Source organism: Pauljensenia sp. OF14-1SRA, assembly GCF_027694595.1.
Taxonomy (GTDB): Bacteria; Actinomycetota; Actinomycetes; order Actinomycetales; family Actinomycetaceae; genus Pauljensenia; species Pauljensenia turicensis_B.
Genome location: NZ_JAQEVQ010000009.1, coordinates 30,941 through 47,086, shown reverse-complemented (window position 1 = coordinate 47,086; position 16,146 = coordinate 30,941). Strand labels below are relative to the sequence as shown.

Genomic DNA, 16,146 nt, shown 5'->3' with positions numbered 1-16,146 from the left:
TCTCTTAATAGGTATCACCGTGGACACGTCGAGTGAAGGGGAGTGTGTATGACGCACGCTTTGTGGTGGGTGATTGTTGCCATCGTTCTTGGACTGATTGAGATGGCAACGGTTGACCTTGTGTTCCTCATGCTCGCCATCGGTGCTTTGGCAGCGGCGTTAACCTCTCTTGTGGTTCCTGGGCTCTGGCCCGAAGTCGGCGTTTTTGTGGTCTGCTCGCTGGTCTTTCTTTGTGCGCTTCGTCCGTGGCTGAAAATGCGTATGCTCTGGTCGCAAACGAACGTGAAAACCAATGTGCACGCCTTGATTGGGCGACAGGTCGATGTGATTGAAACCGTGAACGCCAGCAGTGGTCGCGTGAAACTTGAAGGCGAAGTCTGGTCTGCCCGCACAATCGACGAAAAGCCCCTTCTTGTGGGTGAACATGCGTATGTGTGCGAGATCGACGGTGCTACGGCGGTTGTTACCTCCGTCGAGAACCGTAGTAAATCATTCGAAGAACAGAAAGGTTGAGTGTCGCCGTGGACATTAGTATTGGTCCCTTCGTTGCTGGGCTCCTGCTGATCCTTGTTGTGGTCATCCTTGCCAAGAGCGTCCAGATTGTTCCCCAGCCTCGCGCGTTGGTGATCGAGCGCCTCGGTCGTTTTCACACGGTGATGTACGGTGGTTTGCATGTGCTGATTCCGTTCTTTGACCGTATTGCAGCACGCGTTGACCTGCGTGAACAGGTCACCAGCTTTCCTCCACAGCCGGTGATTACCGCCGATAACGTCGTGGTTTCCATCGACTCGGTGATTTACTACCAGGTTACGGATCCAATGCACGCGACCTACGAGATTGCGAACTTCATTCAGGCAATCGAACAGCTGACGGTGACGACGCTCCGTAATGTCATTGGCTCGCTCGACCTCGAGCAGACGCTGACGAGTCGCGACTCGATCAACACTCAGCTTCGTGGTGTTCTTGATGAAGCAACGGGACGCTGGGGTATCCGGGTGAATCGCGTTGAGTTGAAGGCAATTGATCCGCCACCGTCGATTCAGCAGGCAATGGAACAGCAGTTGCGAGCCGAACGTGATAAGCGTGCAGCGATTCTGACTGCTGAAGGTGTCCGTCAGTCGCAGATCCTTCAGGCTGAGGGTGAAAAGCAGTCCGCCATCTTGAAGGCTGAAGGACAAGCTCAGGCGGCTGTCACTCGCGCCCGCGGTCAAGCAGAGGCTATCGGTACCGTCTTCCAGTCGATCCACGAGGGCAATCCAACGCCTGATCTGCTGAGCTACCAGTACTTGCAGATGCTTCCGGAACTTGCCAAGGGGGATTCGTCGAAGGTGTGGGTTGTTCCCACCGAACTGACGGCTGCTCTGGATTCCATTGCGAAGGGTTTTAAGCCGAACAAGTAAAACTGTCCGGTGTGGACCACGTGTTCTTGGCCGCCGCCCCCTCACCATCGCCCCTGATTGAAAGAAGAGACTCATGGACCCCATCCAGGAAAAGGTTCTGCGCGAGGTTGCTGCCCGCGACATTCGCTTTATTCGCCTGTGGTTTACAGACGTCGCTGGTGTCTTGAAGTCTGTAGCAATTGATCCGGGCGAGTTGGAAGATGCCTTCACTGAGGGTATCGGTTTCGACGGTTCGGCGATTGAGGGCATGACCCGCGTACACGAGTCCGACATGTTATTGCGTCCGGATGCTTCGACGTTCCAGATGTTGCCGTGGCGAGGGGAAGAAGATCCCGTTGCTCGAATGTTCTGCGACGTGTTGACCCCCGATGGTCAGGCTTCACGTAGCGACCCGCGCGGCGTGTTGGAACGCGTTGTTGAACGAGCCCAAGAGCGCGGCTTCACTGTGATGGTTCACCCTGAGATTGAGTTCTATCTGCTCCAACAGCCGATCAGTGTCGACAACTTGAAGCCTGTTGATTCTGCGGGTTATTTCGATCATGTTGCGCGCGGGCATTCGAATGATTTCCGTCGTCGCGCGGTTCGCATGCTTGAAGATATGGGCATTGCGGTCGAGTTCTCCCACCACGAAGGTGGCCCCGGTCAAAACGAAATCGACCTGCGTGCAGTCGATGCGGTGAGTGCTGCCGACAACATCATGACCGCTCGAACCGTCATCGAAGAGGTCGCGTTGCGCGAGAACCTCGCCGCACTGTTTATGCCCAAGCCCTTCATTGACCACCCGGGTTCGGGTATGCATACGCACCTTTCGCTGCTCGAAGGTGAAGAAAACGCTTTCTACGATCCGTCAGGTGAGTATCAGCTGTCACGCACGGGACGCCACTTCATTGCTGGGCTCTTGGAACATGCTTGCGAGATCGCTGCTGTCACCAATCAGCACGTGAACTCCTATAAGCGTCTCTGGGGTGGGGGCGAGGCTCCGTCTTACGTGTGCTGGGGTCATAACAATCGCTCCGCGTTGGTTCGAGTCCCGCTGTACAAGCCTGAAAAGCGTACGGCAGCGCGCATTGAATACCGTGCCTTGGATCCGGCTGCGAACCCCTATCTTGCACTCGCCGTTCTGATCACTGCAGGTCTTGACGGCATTGAACGTCGTCTCGAACTTGTCGACGAAGCTGAGGACAATGTGTGGGATCTGACGGATCGCGAACGTCAGGTGATGGGGATCGAGGCTCTGCCGACCTCATTGGCTTCCGCGGTTCGTTTGATGCGTGAATCTGACTTGGTTGCCGGTGCTCTTGGTGAAGAGGTCTTCGACTACGTTGTGCGCAACAAGGAAAAGGAATGGCGTGAGTACCGCCAGCAGGTGACGCCTCAGGAGATTCGCCAGTTCCTGAAGGTCTACTGATGGAGGTCGCCCCTAAGGACCTCCGCGGTAGCGGTTTCTTGGATCCGGTGCGAGCAGCGTCATTTTTCGCTGACCTGCCTGGCGAGCTAGGCGAGTGGCTACCGCTGTTCAACGCCTGCGCCGATCCAGATTCCGCGTTGGTAAGCTGCCTGCGTTTTCACGAGGCCGCCCCCACTCAATTAGCCACAGTCGCTGAACAAGGGGGCGATGGGCTTCGGCGCCTGGTCGCGGTTTTTGGTGCATCTTCCTGGTGGGGCGACTACCTGATTTCTGACCCTTCACGCATTGAGGGTTTGCTTGTTGAACCCGACGAACCGTTGACGGAGCTCCTTCACGCAGTGGGGGCTGATCCAGCGTCGCAGATGCCCGTTGCGTCTCCCGGCTACAATGGCGACGATGTGCGTAGGGCGTATCGCAGAGTTTTGTTGGACCTCGTTGCTGACGATGCTACGCACCCGAACCCGCCCGAATATATGCCGGAAGTCGGTGTGCGCCTTGCAGCGCTTGCTGACGCTGCACTCGAAGCTGCCCTCGCACTGGCGCGACGAGATATTGATCCGCAGGGTAATGTTCGTCTTTCGATTATTGCGATGGGAAAAACGGGCGCTCAAGAACTCAACTACATTTCCGACGTTGACGTAATGTACGTTGTTGCCCCGGCTGAGGGTGTTGATGAGCGTAGTGCCATCGAACTGGGTACGCGCATGGCGGCGCTTTCGGCTCAGGCATGCTCAGGTCCGGGTAATGAACAGCCACTCTGGAGCGTGGATGCGAATCTGCGTCCCGAGGGGCGTCATGGCGCGCTTGTGCGAACACTTGACTCGTTCAAACAGTATTGGGATAAGTGGGCTGAAACGTGGGAGTTCCAGGCTCTTCTTAAAGCTCGCCCGGCAGCTGGTGATACGGAGCTTGGTCAGGCCTTTTTCCGTGTTGCTTCCCCGTACATTTGGAATGCTACGGGGCGTGATGGCTTTGTTGAAAATGCTCGAGCAATGCGACGTCGCGTTGAAAACACGATTCCCCGTCGTGAAGCTGACCGTGAACTGAAGCTCGGGCGAGGTGGCCTGCGTGATGTCGAGTTCACCGTGCAGCTGTTGCAACTGGTCCACGGTCGTACCGATGATTCGCTTCACGTCAGATCAACGTTGGATGCGCTGTCTCGCCTTGGCGACGGTGGTTATGTGGCGCGTAGTGATGCTCAAGAACTGCGTGAATGCTACTGCTTCCTGCGTGCTGTTGAACACCGTATTCAGCTTCAACGCATGCGTCGCACCCACCTGATCCCTACGTCAGCGAACGAACTTCGAGCGGTGGGCAGGGGAGTTGATCTTGAGCATTGCGGTAGTTCCGAGGCTCTGGCGAAGGAACTGAAACGCATCCGAGATCGCGTTCGAATGCTCCATGAGGATGTGTTCTATCGTCCGATTGTTCAGGCAACTGCGGGCCTGAGCCCTGATGAAGCTACGCTGGACTCCGATGGTGCTCAGGCTCGTCTTCACGCCATCGGCTATCGCGATCCACGAGGAGCTCTTGCCCACATTACGGCGCTCTCGCAGGGCACAAGCAGGCGTGCGAAGATCCAGCGTCATCTTCTGCCCGTTTTTATTTCGTGGCTTTCCAACGGTGCCGATCCAGACCTTGGTCTGCTGAACTTTAGAGCTCTATCGGAGCAAATCGGTGATTCTCACTGGTATTTGGCTCTCCTGCGTGATTCCGGAGTTGCCGCATCCAGGCTCTGCGAGATGCTCCCGAACTCGAAGTGGATCGCTGAGGCTCTGTCACATCGCCCCGAAGCAGTCGCCTGGCTGGATCTTGATAAAGACCTCGCCCCTCGTGAAGCTGAGGCTTTGAAAGTCGAGGCGGCCTCGTTGATTGACCGCCACGGAGATTCGGATAAGGCCGCATATCGCGTGCGAGCCATGCGTTCGCGTGAACTTACTCGTGCTGCGATGAGCGATTTGGTGGCTGGAATCGGAGCCAGGCGGCAGGCAATCTCCGATGCTACGGACGCAGCAGTTGTCGGCGCATTAGCGATTGCAACGCGCGAAGAAGAACTCAAGAACGGTCACCGTGTCGACGTTGGGTTCGTGGCGATGGGACGTTACGGAGGACGCGAATCAAACTATGCCTCCGACGCTGATGTCATGGCTTTTCATCGCGCGGCCAATGGTGTGAGCGATAGCGACGCTGCGAACGCTGCAACGGCAATCATCAACCGCGTGAAAGCATTGCTGGGGACGGTCACAGCGCAGATGAGTGTCAGCGTTGACCTAGACCTACGCCCAGAAGGACGCAACGGACCGATGTCCAGAACCGTCGAATCGTACGCGGAGTATTACGACAAGTGGGCATCGACCTGGGAACGCCAAGCGCTCCTTCGGGCGCGCGTATTCGCCGGCCCCGATGATCTGATGCTTTCAATGGGGGAGTTAATCGACCGCGTGCGCTATGGTAGCGCGATTGACGAGGCCCAGATCAGAGACATTCGTCTGCTCAAAGCAAGAATGGAAAGCGAACGCCTGCCTCGTGGCATCGAACCCACACGTCACGTGAAATTGGGGCCGGGTGGCCTGTCAGACGTCGAATGGATTGTTCAGCTTCTTCAGCTGAAACATGCTCATGCCGATGACTCTTTACGCACCTCGTCAACGATTGATGCACTCCACGCATTAACTCGTTCGGGATGGATTGCTCCTGATGATGCGAAGACGTTGGAAAATGCATGGAGCCTCGCATCACAAATCCGGGCGGCGAACGTGCTGACAACCGGGCGAATGTCGGGAGTTAAACTCGATACCGTTCCCAGAGACTTCAAGGACCTTATCCCGCTGGCACGCGTTCTTGGATATGGTGTGGCAAGCGAGTTTGAGCTGGAAGAAGAATGGCTTCGTCGATCGCGCAAAGCACGCGCATTGATGGATACCTACTTTTGGAACTGAATACTGCCTTGCACACCAGGGCATGAAGAAGAAACGGAAACACAGGTGAAAATCGTCCTCGTGCGTCACGGACAGACCTACGCCAATGAAGCACACGCTCTTGACACCTCCAGGCCTGGACTACCGTTAACCGCCGGTGGGTTGGCTCAAGCCGCTGATCTTGCTTCGCGCTGGGAATCTGAAGTCGGGCAGGCTCCAACAGTGGTTGCTGTTTCACCTCTTTTCCGCACTCGTCAAACCTGCGCACCCCTATGCGCTAAGTACGCCCTGACTCCGCTGGTCAGACCAGGAATTCGTGAATTACGCTCAGGTGACGTTGAGATGAACGCTGACCCGTTCTCAGACTCCGTTTACGTTGAAGGAACGGGAAACTGGTCGCACGGTGCAACTCACATCCGTATGTCTGGCGGTGAAACGGGGGAGGACGCACTTGCTCGTGCGTTGCCTGTTATCGCCGAAGTGGCTGGCCTCGTACTTGAGGAAGATCCGGACGGTGTGGGTGTGATCGTCGCCCACGGAGCCCTACTGCGCCTGCTGGCATCAACGCTTGCGCACAACATCTCCGGCACTCTTGTGATGACTCACTTCATGTCGAATACGGGAACCGTCATCTTGCAGTGGCCTACCGAACGATTCGGTACCTCCGTTCCTTACAACCTCGATGACCTGCGAGGTGCATTCACTGGTCTGACGTGGAATAGCCGTCCGGTTGATCAGTGGGATCTAGAGGATTGATCTCACAGGGGAAACCCCGGTATTTCATGTAATCGGACAGGAATTCGCGGTGTTCGTCGCATGACAGCCACGTCTTGGAATCCGCCCACGGGATTTTCGGGTTTGACCAGGTGATGGTCCACACCGCCTGCGCATTACACTCGCGCGCCTGACACACACCGTCAGCGCTGCCTCGTCCCAATGCCATTGAACCTCCTCGATCCCTCACACTGTAATCTTTTCGCATGAGTCAATGCACGCTGATCCTTGTTCGCCACTCTGACCCGGAGTATTTCGCAATGTCGGATCACTCGCGCCCGTTGACCGATCTTGGTCTCCGTCGGGCGCACGAGCTTGGTATCAAACTGCGGGCCGAAGTTGGAGACATCGAACTAGGGGTCAGTTCAACAGCAGTGCGTGCATGGCAGACCTTCGACGAGATCGCGAAGAACCTGCCAATGAGGACCACGTATAAGGATCGCTCAATCTACTCTGCCGGGGCAGAGTCACTCATCGAAACGATTCACTCCCTGCCTGGAGAATCTGCACTGATTGTCGGACATCAGCCAACAATCGGCCATGTTGGATACCTGATCGGAGACGATAGTGCGAAAGCCGATCTTGGCACTGGGGTCGGTAAAGCGACTGCTCTGATCATTCAAAGCGAAGGAAGTTTCGCTGATTTTCGTCCCGGTGCGAACTTACCAGTACGGATTGTCACCGTCTCGCGCCTGCTGTAATCGCTCAGCTCAAGGCTGACGGGCATTGGCATCGAACGTTTACTGTGTCCCATAGCCCACCTTTGAAGACGGTGACCTTTTACTAATCCCGCTAAGATATACGGGTACGCAATCCACCCTTCAAGGGAGCAGTAATGTCGGGACACTCTAAATGGGCGACCACCAAGCACAAGAAGGCCGCCATTGACGCGAAGCGCGGAAAGCTCTTCGCTCGTCTGATCAAGAATATTGAAGTTGCAGCACGCACTGGCGGTGGCGATCCCGCAGGTAACCCGACCCTGTATGACGCCATCCAGAAGGCAAAGAAGAACTCCGTTCCCGCTGACAACATTGATCGTGCTGTCAAGCGTGGCTCCGGTGCAGAAGCCGGTGGCGCGAACTACGAAACCATCATGTACGAAGGCTACGGCCCGAACGGTGTTGCATTCCTTGTCGAATGTTTGACCGACAACCGTAACCGTGCAGCTTCCGACGTCCGCCTTGGCTTTACCCGTCAGGGTGGTTCGCTGGCAGATCCGGGTTCGGTTTCCTACCTCTTCTCCCGTCGTGGCATCGTCGAGGTCGGCGCAGCAGACGGCGTTGACGAGGACACGATCATGGAAGCCGTTCTGGATGCGGGTGCTGAAGAAGTGACCGACACCGGTGATGGATTCGTCATCGAATCCGCAGCCTCTGATGTTGTCGAGGTCCGTAAGGCACTCCAGTCAGCAGGTATCGATTACGATTCCGCTGAAGTTCAGTTCGTCGCATCAACCGACGTTGAGGTCGACCTTGAAGGCGCACTGAAGGTTCAGAAACTGATCGACGCTCTGGAAGAATCTGACGACGTTCAGAACATCTACAACAACATGACGTACTCGGATGAGGTCCGTGCGCAGCTGGAAGAAGAGGAGTGACGATGGCTGACTCCACGTCGACTCGCGAAGTTGGTACCCCGCAGGTTAAGCGCGGTATGGCTCAGATGCTCAAGGGTGGCGTCATCATGGACGTCGTTACTCCCGAGCAAGCAAAGATCGCTGAAGATGCGGGCGCAGTTGCCGTCATGGCGCTTGAGCGCGTTCCTGCTGACATTCGCGCACAGGGTGGCGTTGCACGTATGTCTGACCCGGATCTGATCGATGGCATCATCAACGCTGTCTCTATCCCGGTCATGGCAAAGGCTCGCATCGGCCACTTCGTTGAAGCTCAGGTCCTGCAGTCCCTCGGCGTCGACTACATCGACGAATCCGAGGTTCTCACCCCGGCCGATTACACCAACCACATCGACAAGTGGAACTTCACCGTTCCCTTCGTTTGCGGTGCAACCAACCTAGGTGAAGCACTTCGTCGCATCACCGAAGGTGCAGCAATGATTCGCTCCAAGGGTGAAGCTGGTACCGGCGACGTTTCCAACGCGACGACGCACATGCGTAAGATCCGCGACCAGATCCGTCACCTCACCTCGCTTCCCGAAGACGAGCTCTACGTTGCCGCCAAGGAACTCCAGGCTCCCTACGAGCTGGTCGCCGAGGTCGCTCGCGAAGGTAAGCTTCCTGTCGTTCTGTTCACCGCCGGTGGCATTGCCACCCCGGCGGACGCTGCAATGATGATGCAGCTCGGCGCTGAGGGCGTTTTCGTTGGATCCGGTATCTTCAAGTCCGGCGATCCGGCGAAGCGTGCAGCTGCCATCGTCAAGGCAACCACCTTCTACGATGATCCGTCCGTCATTGCTGAGGTCTCGCGTGGCCTCGGTGAAGCAATGGTCGGTATCAACGTTGATGACCTTCCGGTTTCTCACCGTCTCGCGGAGCGCGGATGGTGATGATCGGCGTTCTCGCCCTTCAGGGTGACGTTGACGAACATGTGCGGGCGCTAGAGAATTCTGGCGCCCGCGCCGTTAAGGTGCGTCGTCCCTGCGAATTGGCGAAAGTGGATGGTCTGATTATCCCCGGTGGCGAGTCAACGACCATGTCGAATCTGTTGGTCTCCTTCGACATGTTTGAACCTTTGAAAGGCCGTCTCGATGCTGGACTTCCCGCGTGGGGCACATGCGCTGGCATGATTATGCTTTCATCTACGATCCTAGATGGTCGCGATGATCAGAAGTGCTTCGCCACCCTCGACATGGTTGTTCGACGTAATGCCTTTGGGCGTCAGGTTGATTCCTACGAAGAAGACCTCGTGATTGACGGTATCGAAGGCGACGATTTCCGCGCTGTCTTTATCCGCGCACCGTGGGTTGAGTCCGTTGGCGACACCGTGTCTGTGATCGCGCGCGCCGGAAACGCTGAAGACGGTCCGATCGTGGCCGTACGTCAAGGTAACGTCATGGCAACTAGCTTCCACCCTGAGGTTGGTGGCGATGACCGCCTGCATGAACTGTTCGTTTCAATGGTGGAGAACCGCTGACCCATGCGAGTCATGGGAATTGACCCCGGCATTACACGATGCGGTTTGGGTGTTGTTGACGTTGATGAGTCAAGGCGTGCCACGCTCGTGTATGTCGGGGTTGCTCGTTCCAACAAAGACATTGCGACGCATTTCAGGCTTCGGACGATTGCAGATGCGATTGATAATGTGATCGCGCAGTATCAGCCTGAAGTTGTGGCGATTGAGCGAGTCTTCGCCCAAGACAACTTGCAGTCAGTGACGACGACGATGCAAGTCATGGGTGCTGCCATGACGTGCGTGGCGCGTGCTGGTCTGCCGATGGCGGTTCATACCCCGTCAGAAGTGAAGTCTGCTGTTTCCGGAAACGGCAATGCGGATAAAGCGCAGGTTCAGGCAATGGTGTCGCGTATTCTTCGCTTGTCGAAGCCTCCGAAGCCCGCCGATGCTGCAGATGCGCTTGCAATCGCAATTTGTCATGCGTGGCGGGGGACAGGTCTGCTGGGTGTCGGCGATGATTCGTCAGTTTCTGTTTCTATCTCTGGCCGCTTGACTTCCAAAGGGGCAATGACACCCGCGCAACGTGCGTGGGCGGAAGCTCAAGCTGCGCAACGCCGGACAGGTGCTGTTGATCCGCGACTGCGTCGCAAGTAAAATAGAACAGGTGTTCGCATTGGGTGTGGGCGCTATCGATCCAATACAGGAGAACAATTGATCGCACAGTTGAATGGAACAGTGGCCTCAGTTGGCTTGGATTCAATTGTCGTGGTTGTCTCCGGCGTTGGTTTCAATGTGAAGGTTGTGCCCACATACGCTCAGCAGGTGCGCGTCGGCGACGAGGTCACTGTTGCGACATCGCTTATTGTGCGCGAGGATTCCCTGACACTCATGGGCTTTGAAACGGCTGATCAGCGTGATGTATTCACCATCTTGCAGACCGTGTCCGGTATTGGACCTCGTATTGCCCTTGGTGCGCTTGGCGTTCTTAGCCCCGATGATCTTCGTCGTGCCGTTCGCGATCATGATCTTTCAACCTTGGGCAAGATCCCCGGTGTTGGAAAGAAATCAGCGCAACGCATGGTGTTAGAGCTAGGAGAGAAGCTCGGTCAGCCCGCACATCTTGGAAAGGAAGGAACCGGAGCCACTCTCAACATGGGCGCTGTCGAAGAAGATGTTGTGGCAGCTTTGGTTTCGATGGGCTGGAAGCAATCCCAAGCGCAAGCGGCAATCGATACGCTGGGCGGACAGGGCTTGGGCGCGTCTGATTTGCTCCGTGCCGCTTTGCTGAAGTTGGGAGGCTCTCGTGGCTGATTCTTTCGATTCTCCCGCAGAGGCAATGCGTATTGTTGCTCCTGATGCCGGTGAGCTTGAACGTGCCGCAGAAGCAGCTTTGCGTCCCAAGCGCCTCACTGAATTCGTCGGACAAGAAACTGTTCGTGAACAACTTCAGCTTGTTCTCGATGCGGCACGTGGCCGTGGCGTGAGCCCCGACCATGTTCTTCTTGCCGGTCCTCCCGGGTTGGGTAAGACCACTTTGGCAATGATTATTGCCGCCGAAATGGGGACAGCGCTCCGCCTGACCTCCGGTCCGGCAATCCAGCATTCGGGTGACCTCGCTGCAATCCTTTCAGGGCTTCAAGAAGGCGACATTCTTTTTATTGACGAAATTCACCGTCTTGCTCGCACCGCAGAAGAAATGCTGTATCTGGCAATGGAAGACTTCCGCGTCGACGTTGTCGTGGGTAAGGGGCCCGGCGCAACCTCGATCCCGCTGACGCTTCCACCTTTTACCGTTGTCGGTGCGACTACGCGCACGGGCCTGCTACCGGCTCCTCTGCGTGACCGTTTCGGTTTTACCGCTCATCTTGAGTTCTACGAGACACACGAACTTGAAGCAGTCGTCACGCGTTCCGCTGACCTTCTTGGCGCTCCCTTGGACGCTCAGGCGGCTCACGAAATCGCCTCCCGATCAAGAGGCACCCCGCGTATCGCCAATCGCCTTCTTCGTCGCGTCGTCGACTATGCCCAAGTACGTGGAAGCGGCGCTTTGGATCTTGAAGCTGCCCAGGGCGCACTCACCCTGTTCGAAGTTGACCGCTACGGTCTAGATCGTCTTGACAGAGCAGTACTCGACGCAGTCTGTCAGCGTTTTGCTGGGGGACCGGTTGGATTGACCACTCTTGCGGTCACGGTAGGTGAAGAAGCAGAGACGGTCGAAACCGTCGCTGAGCCCTACTTGGTTCGTGAAGGATTCCTTGTCAGAACCAACCGCGGACGTGCCGCTACGCCCAAAGCTTTCCACCATTTGGGGCTGACACCGCCCGCCGAATCTATGCTGTTTAGCTGAATCACAGTGTTATTCGCCTGATTTGACTGCCTTTTTCGCTAAGAGAGCCTTCTTCGCATTAGACTGACCAAGGTGCGCTCTACGCGCGTTCATGACTAGAAAGAGGCAATCCGTGGGTAACTTCCTCCAGGGCGGCAACATGACCTTTGTACTGCTTGCGCTCATCCTGATCGCGATGATGTGGTATTCAAGCCGTGGTCGCAAGAAGATGGCTGAGCGTCAGGCTCAAATGGAACGAGATATGAACGAGAAACTCGTTCCCGGCGCTTGGGTGAAGACCGCTGTTGGATTCTGGGGTCGCTTTGTCGATCAGGACGGCGACATCGTCGTACTCGAGACGATTGATGGTACAGAGATGTACTGGGATCGTCAGATGATCCGTTCCGTTGGGGACGAACCCCCTTTCGCTTCAGATGAGCCCGCTGTCGAACTGACCGAAGAAGAACCGAAAGAACCGATTCTTGGCCTCGATGATCCCGCTACGGATGATGCATCGACCGACGAAAAGAACTGAGTATCCCGAGCTAGGGACTGGGAGTAGTTAAAAGTGTCTACACGTAAACGCCGACCTGTGCGTTCACTTGTCACCCTCATTGTTGCAATGGTGATGGCAGCGGCCACACTGGTGATTGGCAACGTCACCAAGGGGACCTCGTTGGTTCCCTCGCTCGCCCTCGACCTTCAGGGTGGCACCCAACTGATCTTGACGCCGAAGTCGACCGAAGAAGGCGACCGAGCGATCACTGAAGACGACATCACGCAGGCGATTTCAATTATTCGTAATCGTATTGATGCCTCCGGTGTTGCCGAATCAGAGATCACTTCGATGGGCTCGGACAACATTGTTGTTTCAATCCCAGGTACGCCCTCGCAGGAAACTCTCGACCTGATTCGTTCGTCCTCGCAGATGAACTTCCGACCTGTTCTGCGTATCGGTCTGGCTTCCCGGAATGTTGCGACCGCCTCAACCGCCGAAGCTTCAGGCAAAGATTCTGCACAGTCAGCTCAGTCCGGCGATGATACTCAGTCAGCGACAGAACAGGCCTCGGATGATGGAGCCCAGTCAGCAGATGGCGCTCAGTCGGTTCAGCAGGTGTCGACCGCACTGGATGAAGAATCTGCGATGCGGGTCGCTGATCTGAATCAGGACGGTGTTCTCTCAGACCAGCCGAATTCGACTCCTGCTAATGGAACGGATCTTGCATGGATCACAGAGCAGGTTCTCTACGACTTCTCCGTGCTTGATTGCACCAACCCCGAAGCTCGCCAGCAGACCGAAGGGGCTGCAGACAAGCCCTACGCTGCCTGCGATAGCGATGGCCAGCTGAAGTACATTCTTGGTCCAGTTTCGGTTGCCGGTTCGAACCTTTCGAATGCAACTGCCGGCCAAGTCACCAACTCAACCGGTCAGGCAACTGGCCAGTGGGGCGTCGACCTGCAGTTTGATTCTGAAGGTACGAAGGCATTCGCAGATTCTTCCAAACTGCTCTACTCCTACAAGGACTCTGACGCCGAAGGAAAGAGCTTCTTCGATTCGCCGGACCGCAACCACTTTGCCGTTGTTCTTGACGGCTCGGTGATTACTGCTCCTTCAATGAATGCTGTCATCTCTGATGGTCGTGCTCAGATCACCGGTAACTTCACCGCAAAGTCAGCCACCGCGCTAGCAAACCAGCTCAGCTTCGGTTCGCTTCCTCTGAACTTTGAAGTTCAGTCCGAACAGCGTATTTCCGCCACACTGGGTTCTGACCACCTGCAGAAGGGCATGGTGGCTGGCGCCATCGGCTTCCTACTGGTCATCTTGTACCTGATCTGGCAATACCGTGGTCTGGCGCTTATTTCTGCCGGTTCGCTATTTGTCGCAGCAGCACTCACCTACATCGTGATCGCGCTTCTGTCGGCGACGATGGGATATCGTTTGTCGCTCGCAGGCGTTGCAGGCTTGATTATGGCGGTTGGCGTCACCGCTGACTCGTTCATTGTCTACTTCGAACGCGTGCGTGACGAGGTCCGTGACGGTCGTCCGCTTGCTGCCGCAGTCGACGAAGGCTGGGATCGCGCTAAGCGCACGATCCTCGTCTCCGATGCCGTGAACTTGGTTGCAGCTATCGTCCTCTACCTGCTGGCAGTCGGTGGCGTGCAGGGCTTCGCGTTCACTCTCGGTGTGACAACCGTGATCGATATTGCTGTCATCTTCTTGTTCACTCACCCGATGATGGAACTGCTGATTCGTACCAAATTCTTTGGCGAGGGACATCGTCTTTCCGGTCTTGATCCCGAGCACCTCGGTGCAAAGAACTCGCTGATTTACGCCGGTCGTGGCCGTGTTGTTATGCCGAAGCAAAAGCAGGAAAAGGGTGCGACGGCTCAGCCTGTGGCTGAAGGCAAAGGTATGAGCCTTGCTCAGCGTCGTCGCGCGCAGCGTCTTGCTGAAGCTGAAGCGCAACTGAAAGAAGCTCGCGCGTCTGCGGATAGTGAAGCGACGAAGGCTGAGGGTAGCGCAGTCGATGGTGAGGCTACCGAGCAGAAAGGGGACGCGAAATGATGTCGTTCGCCCAGTGGGGTAATGCTCTGTACTCGGGGGATAAGTCCTACCCGGTTGTCCCCAAGCGCAAGGTTTTTGTCGGTGTTGCTGCAGCCTTGATTGGCGTTGCTTTTGTTCTTTCAGCAGCCATCGGCCTCAATGCTTCCATTGAGTTCACAGGCGGTGCGCAGTTTGATGTGACCCGAGTCAGCGATCAGTCTGAGGAAAAGGCCTCGGATATTGTGACTGGCACCGGAATTGTTTCCAACGCGAAGGTGACGAAGGTTGGTACGGATTCTGTTCGTATTCAGACTGAATCTGTTGATTCGCAGCAGGCAGCGACGATTCGTGATGCGCTGACCAGCGCGTACGGTGTTGATTCGGCCGATGTTCAGTCGTCAACGATCGGCCCGTCCTGGGGCGCTTCGGTGACTTCGAAGGCTGCTCAGTCGCTTGTCATCTTCATGTTGCTCGTCGCGATCTTAATGACCCTGTACTTCAGGTCATGGACTATGGCACTGGCCGCTCTGCTGGCACTTGTCCACGATATTGCCGTGACGCTTGGTGTTTTCGTTATCACCCAGGTTGAGGTTTCGCCTGCAACGGTCATCGGCTTCCTGACGATTCTTGGGTACTCGCTGTACGACACGGTCGTTGTATTCGACAAGGTCCGCGAGTTGACGAAGGACATCTACGACCAGAAGCGGTTCACTTTTGCCGAATACGTGAACTTGGCTGTCAACCAGACCATGGTCCGTTCGATTAATACGTCGGTTGTTGCATTGCTTCCGGTCGGTTCGATTCTGATTATTGGTGCTTTGCTTCTTGGTACCGGTACTCTGACTGATATTTCGCTGGCGCTGTTCGTCGGTATGATCGCCGGCACCTATTCGTCGATCTTTATTGCGTCCCCGCTTCTTGTTCTGCTTCAAGAGCGTTTGAAGAAGACGAAGGAGCACACGGAGTCGGTTGAAAAGGATCGTGCGCGTCATGTGGCTTTGGGTAAGGGTGACGAGGCTGCCTCCACTGTGAAGGTTGCTCCTGTTCGTCCGGGGCAACGCCTCTCGAATGCTCACCAGCCGAAGAGGAAGAAGGAGCATCGATGAGTGGTGAACTTGGCGCGCATATCGGTGAACTTGTTGACTCGAATCTAGGTCTTGTTCAAGATTTCCCAGAGCCCGGTGTTCTGTTTCGCGATATCACTCCGCTGATTGCAAACGGTCCGGCGTTTAAAGAGCTCATTGAGATGCTCGCCGAGCGCTATAAGGGCAGTGTCGACGCAATTGCAGGTCTGGAGTCGCGTGGCTTCATTCTTGGAGCGCCACTTGCCGCTGAACTCGGTGTCGGTATGCTGACCATCCGCAAAGCAGGCAAGCTTCCCGGTCACGTTATCGGTGTCGACTATGACCTTGAATACGGTAGTGCTCGCATGGAGATCCGACCCGAGTCGGTGACTCCAGGGTCGCGTGTGCTGGTCATCGATGACGTTCTTGCAACAGGAGGCACTGCTGCTGCGTCGGTTGATCTGCTCCGTCAGTGCGGAGCGCAAGTGAGCACCGTTGCTGTTCTTTTGGAGCTTGAGGCTTTCGACGGGCGCGAAAAGCTTGCCGAACATGATGTCGTCACTGAATCTGCATTGGTAGTCTGACCTGCAGTTCCTCGTTTAGTTGTGGTCAAATATGTTTGACACGTCACAGGTGCGTATCA

16 protein-coding genes are annotated in these 16,146 nt (G+C 56.0%); all 16 read left to right on the top strand.

Going from position 1 to position 16,146, the window contains the following annotated elements; all coding sequences use genetic code 11:
- Positions 1–48 precede the first annotated feature (48 nt).
- The 16 genes from PG731_RS06055 (at position 49) to PG731_RS05975 (ending at position 16,087) form a co-directional block, all read left to right on the top strand.
- On the top strand, positions 49–513 hold the full coding sequence (locus tag PG731_RS06055; RefSeq protein WP_270772805.1) for an NfeD family protein: 465 nt from the start codon (positions 49–51) through the stop codon (positions 511–513).
- 8 nt (positions 514–521) lie between these two features.
- Positions 522–1,400, top strand: coding sequence for an SPFH domain-containing protein (locus PG731_RS06050; protein WP_101627798.1), 879 nt, complete (start codon positions 522–524; stop codon positions 1,398–1,400).
- 73 nt (positions 1,401–1,473) lie between these two features.
- Entirely contained in the window at positions 1,474–2,808 is a 1,335-nt protein-coding gene (locus tag PG731_RS06045) for a glutamine synthetase family protein (protein WP_101627797.1), read from the top strand.
- Entirely contained in the window at positions 2,808–5,747 is a 2,940-nt protein-coding gene (locus PG731_RS06040) for a bifunctional [glutamine synthetase] adenylyltransferase/[glutamine synthetase]-adenylyl-L-tyrosine phosphorylase (protein ID WP_270772804.1), read from the top strand. Before PG731_RS06045 ends, PG731_RS06040 begins: the two co-directional genes overlap by 1 nt.
- Positions 5,748–5,792: 45 nt before the next feature.
- Entirely contained in the window at positions 5,793–6,482 is a 690-nt protein-coding gene (locus PG731_RS06035; protein WP_270772803.1) for a histidine phosphatase family protein, read from the top strand.
- Positions 6,483–6,706: 224 nt separating this feature from the next.
- Positions 6,707–7,201, top strand: a complete 495-nt coding sequence (locus PG731_RS06025; RefSeq protein ID WP_270772800.1) for a SixA phosphatase family protein — start codon at positions 6,707–6,709, stop codon at positions 7,199–7,201.
- Positions 7,202–7,335: 134 nt separating this feature from the next.
- Entirely contained in the window at positions 7,336–8,097 is a 762-nt protein-coding gene (locus PG731_RS06020) for a YebC/PmpR family DNA-binding transcriptional regulator (RefSeq protein ID WP_101627792.1), read from the top strand.
- A 2-nt stretch (positions 8,098–8,099) separates the two neighbouring features.
- Positions 8,100–9,002, top strand: coding sequence for a pyridoxal 5'-phosphate synthase lyase subunit PdxS (gene pdxS, locus PG731_RS06015; protein WP_101627791.1), 903 nt, complete (start codon positions 8,100–8,102; stop codon positions 9,000–9,002).
- Complete coding sequence (pdxT, locus tag PG731_RS06010; protein WP_270772797.1) at positions 8,996–9,589, top strand: pyridoxal 5'-phosphate synthase glutaminase subunit PdxT; 594 nt, start codon at positions 8,996–8,998, stop codon at positions 9,587–9,589. The genes pdxS and pdxT overlap by 7 nt, the downstream gene beginning before the upstream one ends.
- A 3-nt stretch (positions 9,590–9,592) precedes the next feature.
- On the top strand, positions 9,593–10,222 hold the full coding sequence (gene ruvC, locus PG731_RS06005; RefSeq protein ID WP_101627789.1) for a crossover junction endodeoxyribonuclease RuvC: 630 nt from the start codon (positions 9,593–9,595) through the stop codon (positions 10,220–10,222).
- 57 nt (positions 10,223–10,279) lie between these two features.
- Positions 10,280–10,879 (top strand): Holliday junction branch migration protein RuvA, encoded by a 600-nt coding sequence (gene ruvA / locus PG731_RS06000; protein WP_270772795.1) that lies wholly within the window; start codon positions 10,280–10,282, stop codon positions 10,877–10,879.
- Between the two features lie 25 nt (positions 10,880–10,904).
- The gene (gene ruvB / locus PG731_RS05995; RefSeq protein ID WP_270772833.1) at positions 10,905–11,915 is read left to right on the top strand and encodes a Holliday junction branch migration DNA helicase RuvB; all 1,011 of its coding nucleotides are present in this window, start codon (positions 10,905–10,907) and stop codon (positions 11,913–11,915) included.
- Between the two features lie 112 nt (positions 11,916–12,027).
- On the top strand, positions 12,028–12,429 hold the full coding sequence (gene yajC, locus PG731_RS05990; protein WP_101627787.1) for a preprotein translocase subunit YajC: 402 nt from the start codon (positions 12,028–12,030) through the stop codon (positions 12,427–12,429).
- A gap of 33 nt (positions 12,430–12,462) precedes the next feature.
- Complete coding sequence (gene secD, locus PG731_RS05985) at positions 12,463–14,460, top strand: protein translocase subunit SecD (protein WP_270772792.1); 1,998 nt, start codon at positions 12,463–12,465, stop codon at positions 14,458–14,460.
- The gene (secF, locus tag PG731_RS05980; RefSeq protein ID WP_270772790.1) at positions 14,457–15,545 is read left to right on the top strand and encodes a protein translocase subunit SecF; all 1,089 of its coding nucleotides are present in this window, start codon (positions 14,457–14,459) and stop codon (positions 15,543–15,545) included. Before secD ends, secF begins: the two co-directional genes overlap by 4 nt.
- Entirely contained in the window at positions 15,542–16,087 is a 546-nt protein-coding gene (locus tag PG731_RS05975; RefSeq protein WP_270772789.1) for an adenine phosphoribosyltransferase, read from the top strand. The genes secF and PG731_RS05975 overlap by 4 nt, the downstream gene beginning before the upstream one ends.
- Positions 16,088–16,146: the final 59 nt, after the last annotated feature.

Excerpts from the sequence above, each read along its gene's own strand:
- PG731_RS05975 (WP_270772789.1), top strand. The coding sequence starts at position 15,542 with ATGAGTGGTGAACTTGGCGCGCATATCGGTGAACTTGTTGACTCGAAT.
- pdxS (WP_101627791.1), top strand. The coding sequence starts at position 8,100 with ATGGCTGACTCCACGTCGACTCGCGAAGTTGGTACCCCGCAGGTTAAG.
- PG731_RS06020 (WP_101627792.1), top strand. The coding sequence starts at position 7,336 with ATGTCGGGACACTCTAAATGGGCGACCACCAAGCACAAGAAGGCCGCC.
- PG731_RS06055 (WP_270772805.1), top strand. The coding sequence starts at position 49 with ATGACGCACGCTTTGTGGTGGGTGATTGTTGCCATCGTTCTTGGACTG.
- PG731_RS06040 (WP_270772804.1), top strand. The coding sequence starts at position 2,808 with ATGGAGGTCGCCCCTAAGGACCTCCGCGGTAGCGGTTTCTTGGATCCG.
- ruvC (WP_101627789.1), top strand. The coding sequence starts at position 9,593 with ATGCGAGTCATGGGAATTGACCCCGGCATTACACGATGCGGTTTGGGT.
- PG731_RS06025 (WP_270772800.1), top strand. The coding sequence starts at position 6,707 with ATGAGTCAATGCACGCTGATCCTTGTTCGCCACTCTGACCCGGAGTAT.
- PG731_RS06045 (WP_101627797.1), top strand. The coding sequence starts at position 1,474 with ATGGACCCCATCCAGGAAAAGGTTCTGCGCGAGGTTGCTGCCCGCGAC.
- ruvB (WP_270772833.1), top strand. The coding sequence starts at position 10,905 with ATGCGTATTGTTGCTCCTGATGCCGGTGAGCTTGAACGTGCCGCAGAA.
- pdxT (WP_270772797.1), top strand. The coding sequence starts at position 8,996 with ATGGTGATGATCGGCGTTCTCGCCCTTCAGGGTGACGTTGACGAACAT.
- secF (WP_270772790.1), top strand. The coding sequence starts at position 14,457 with ATGATGTCGTTCGCCCAGTGGGGTAATGCTCTGTACTCGGGGGATAAG.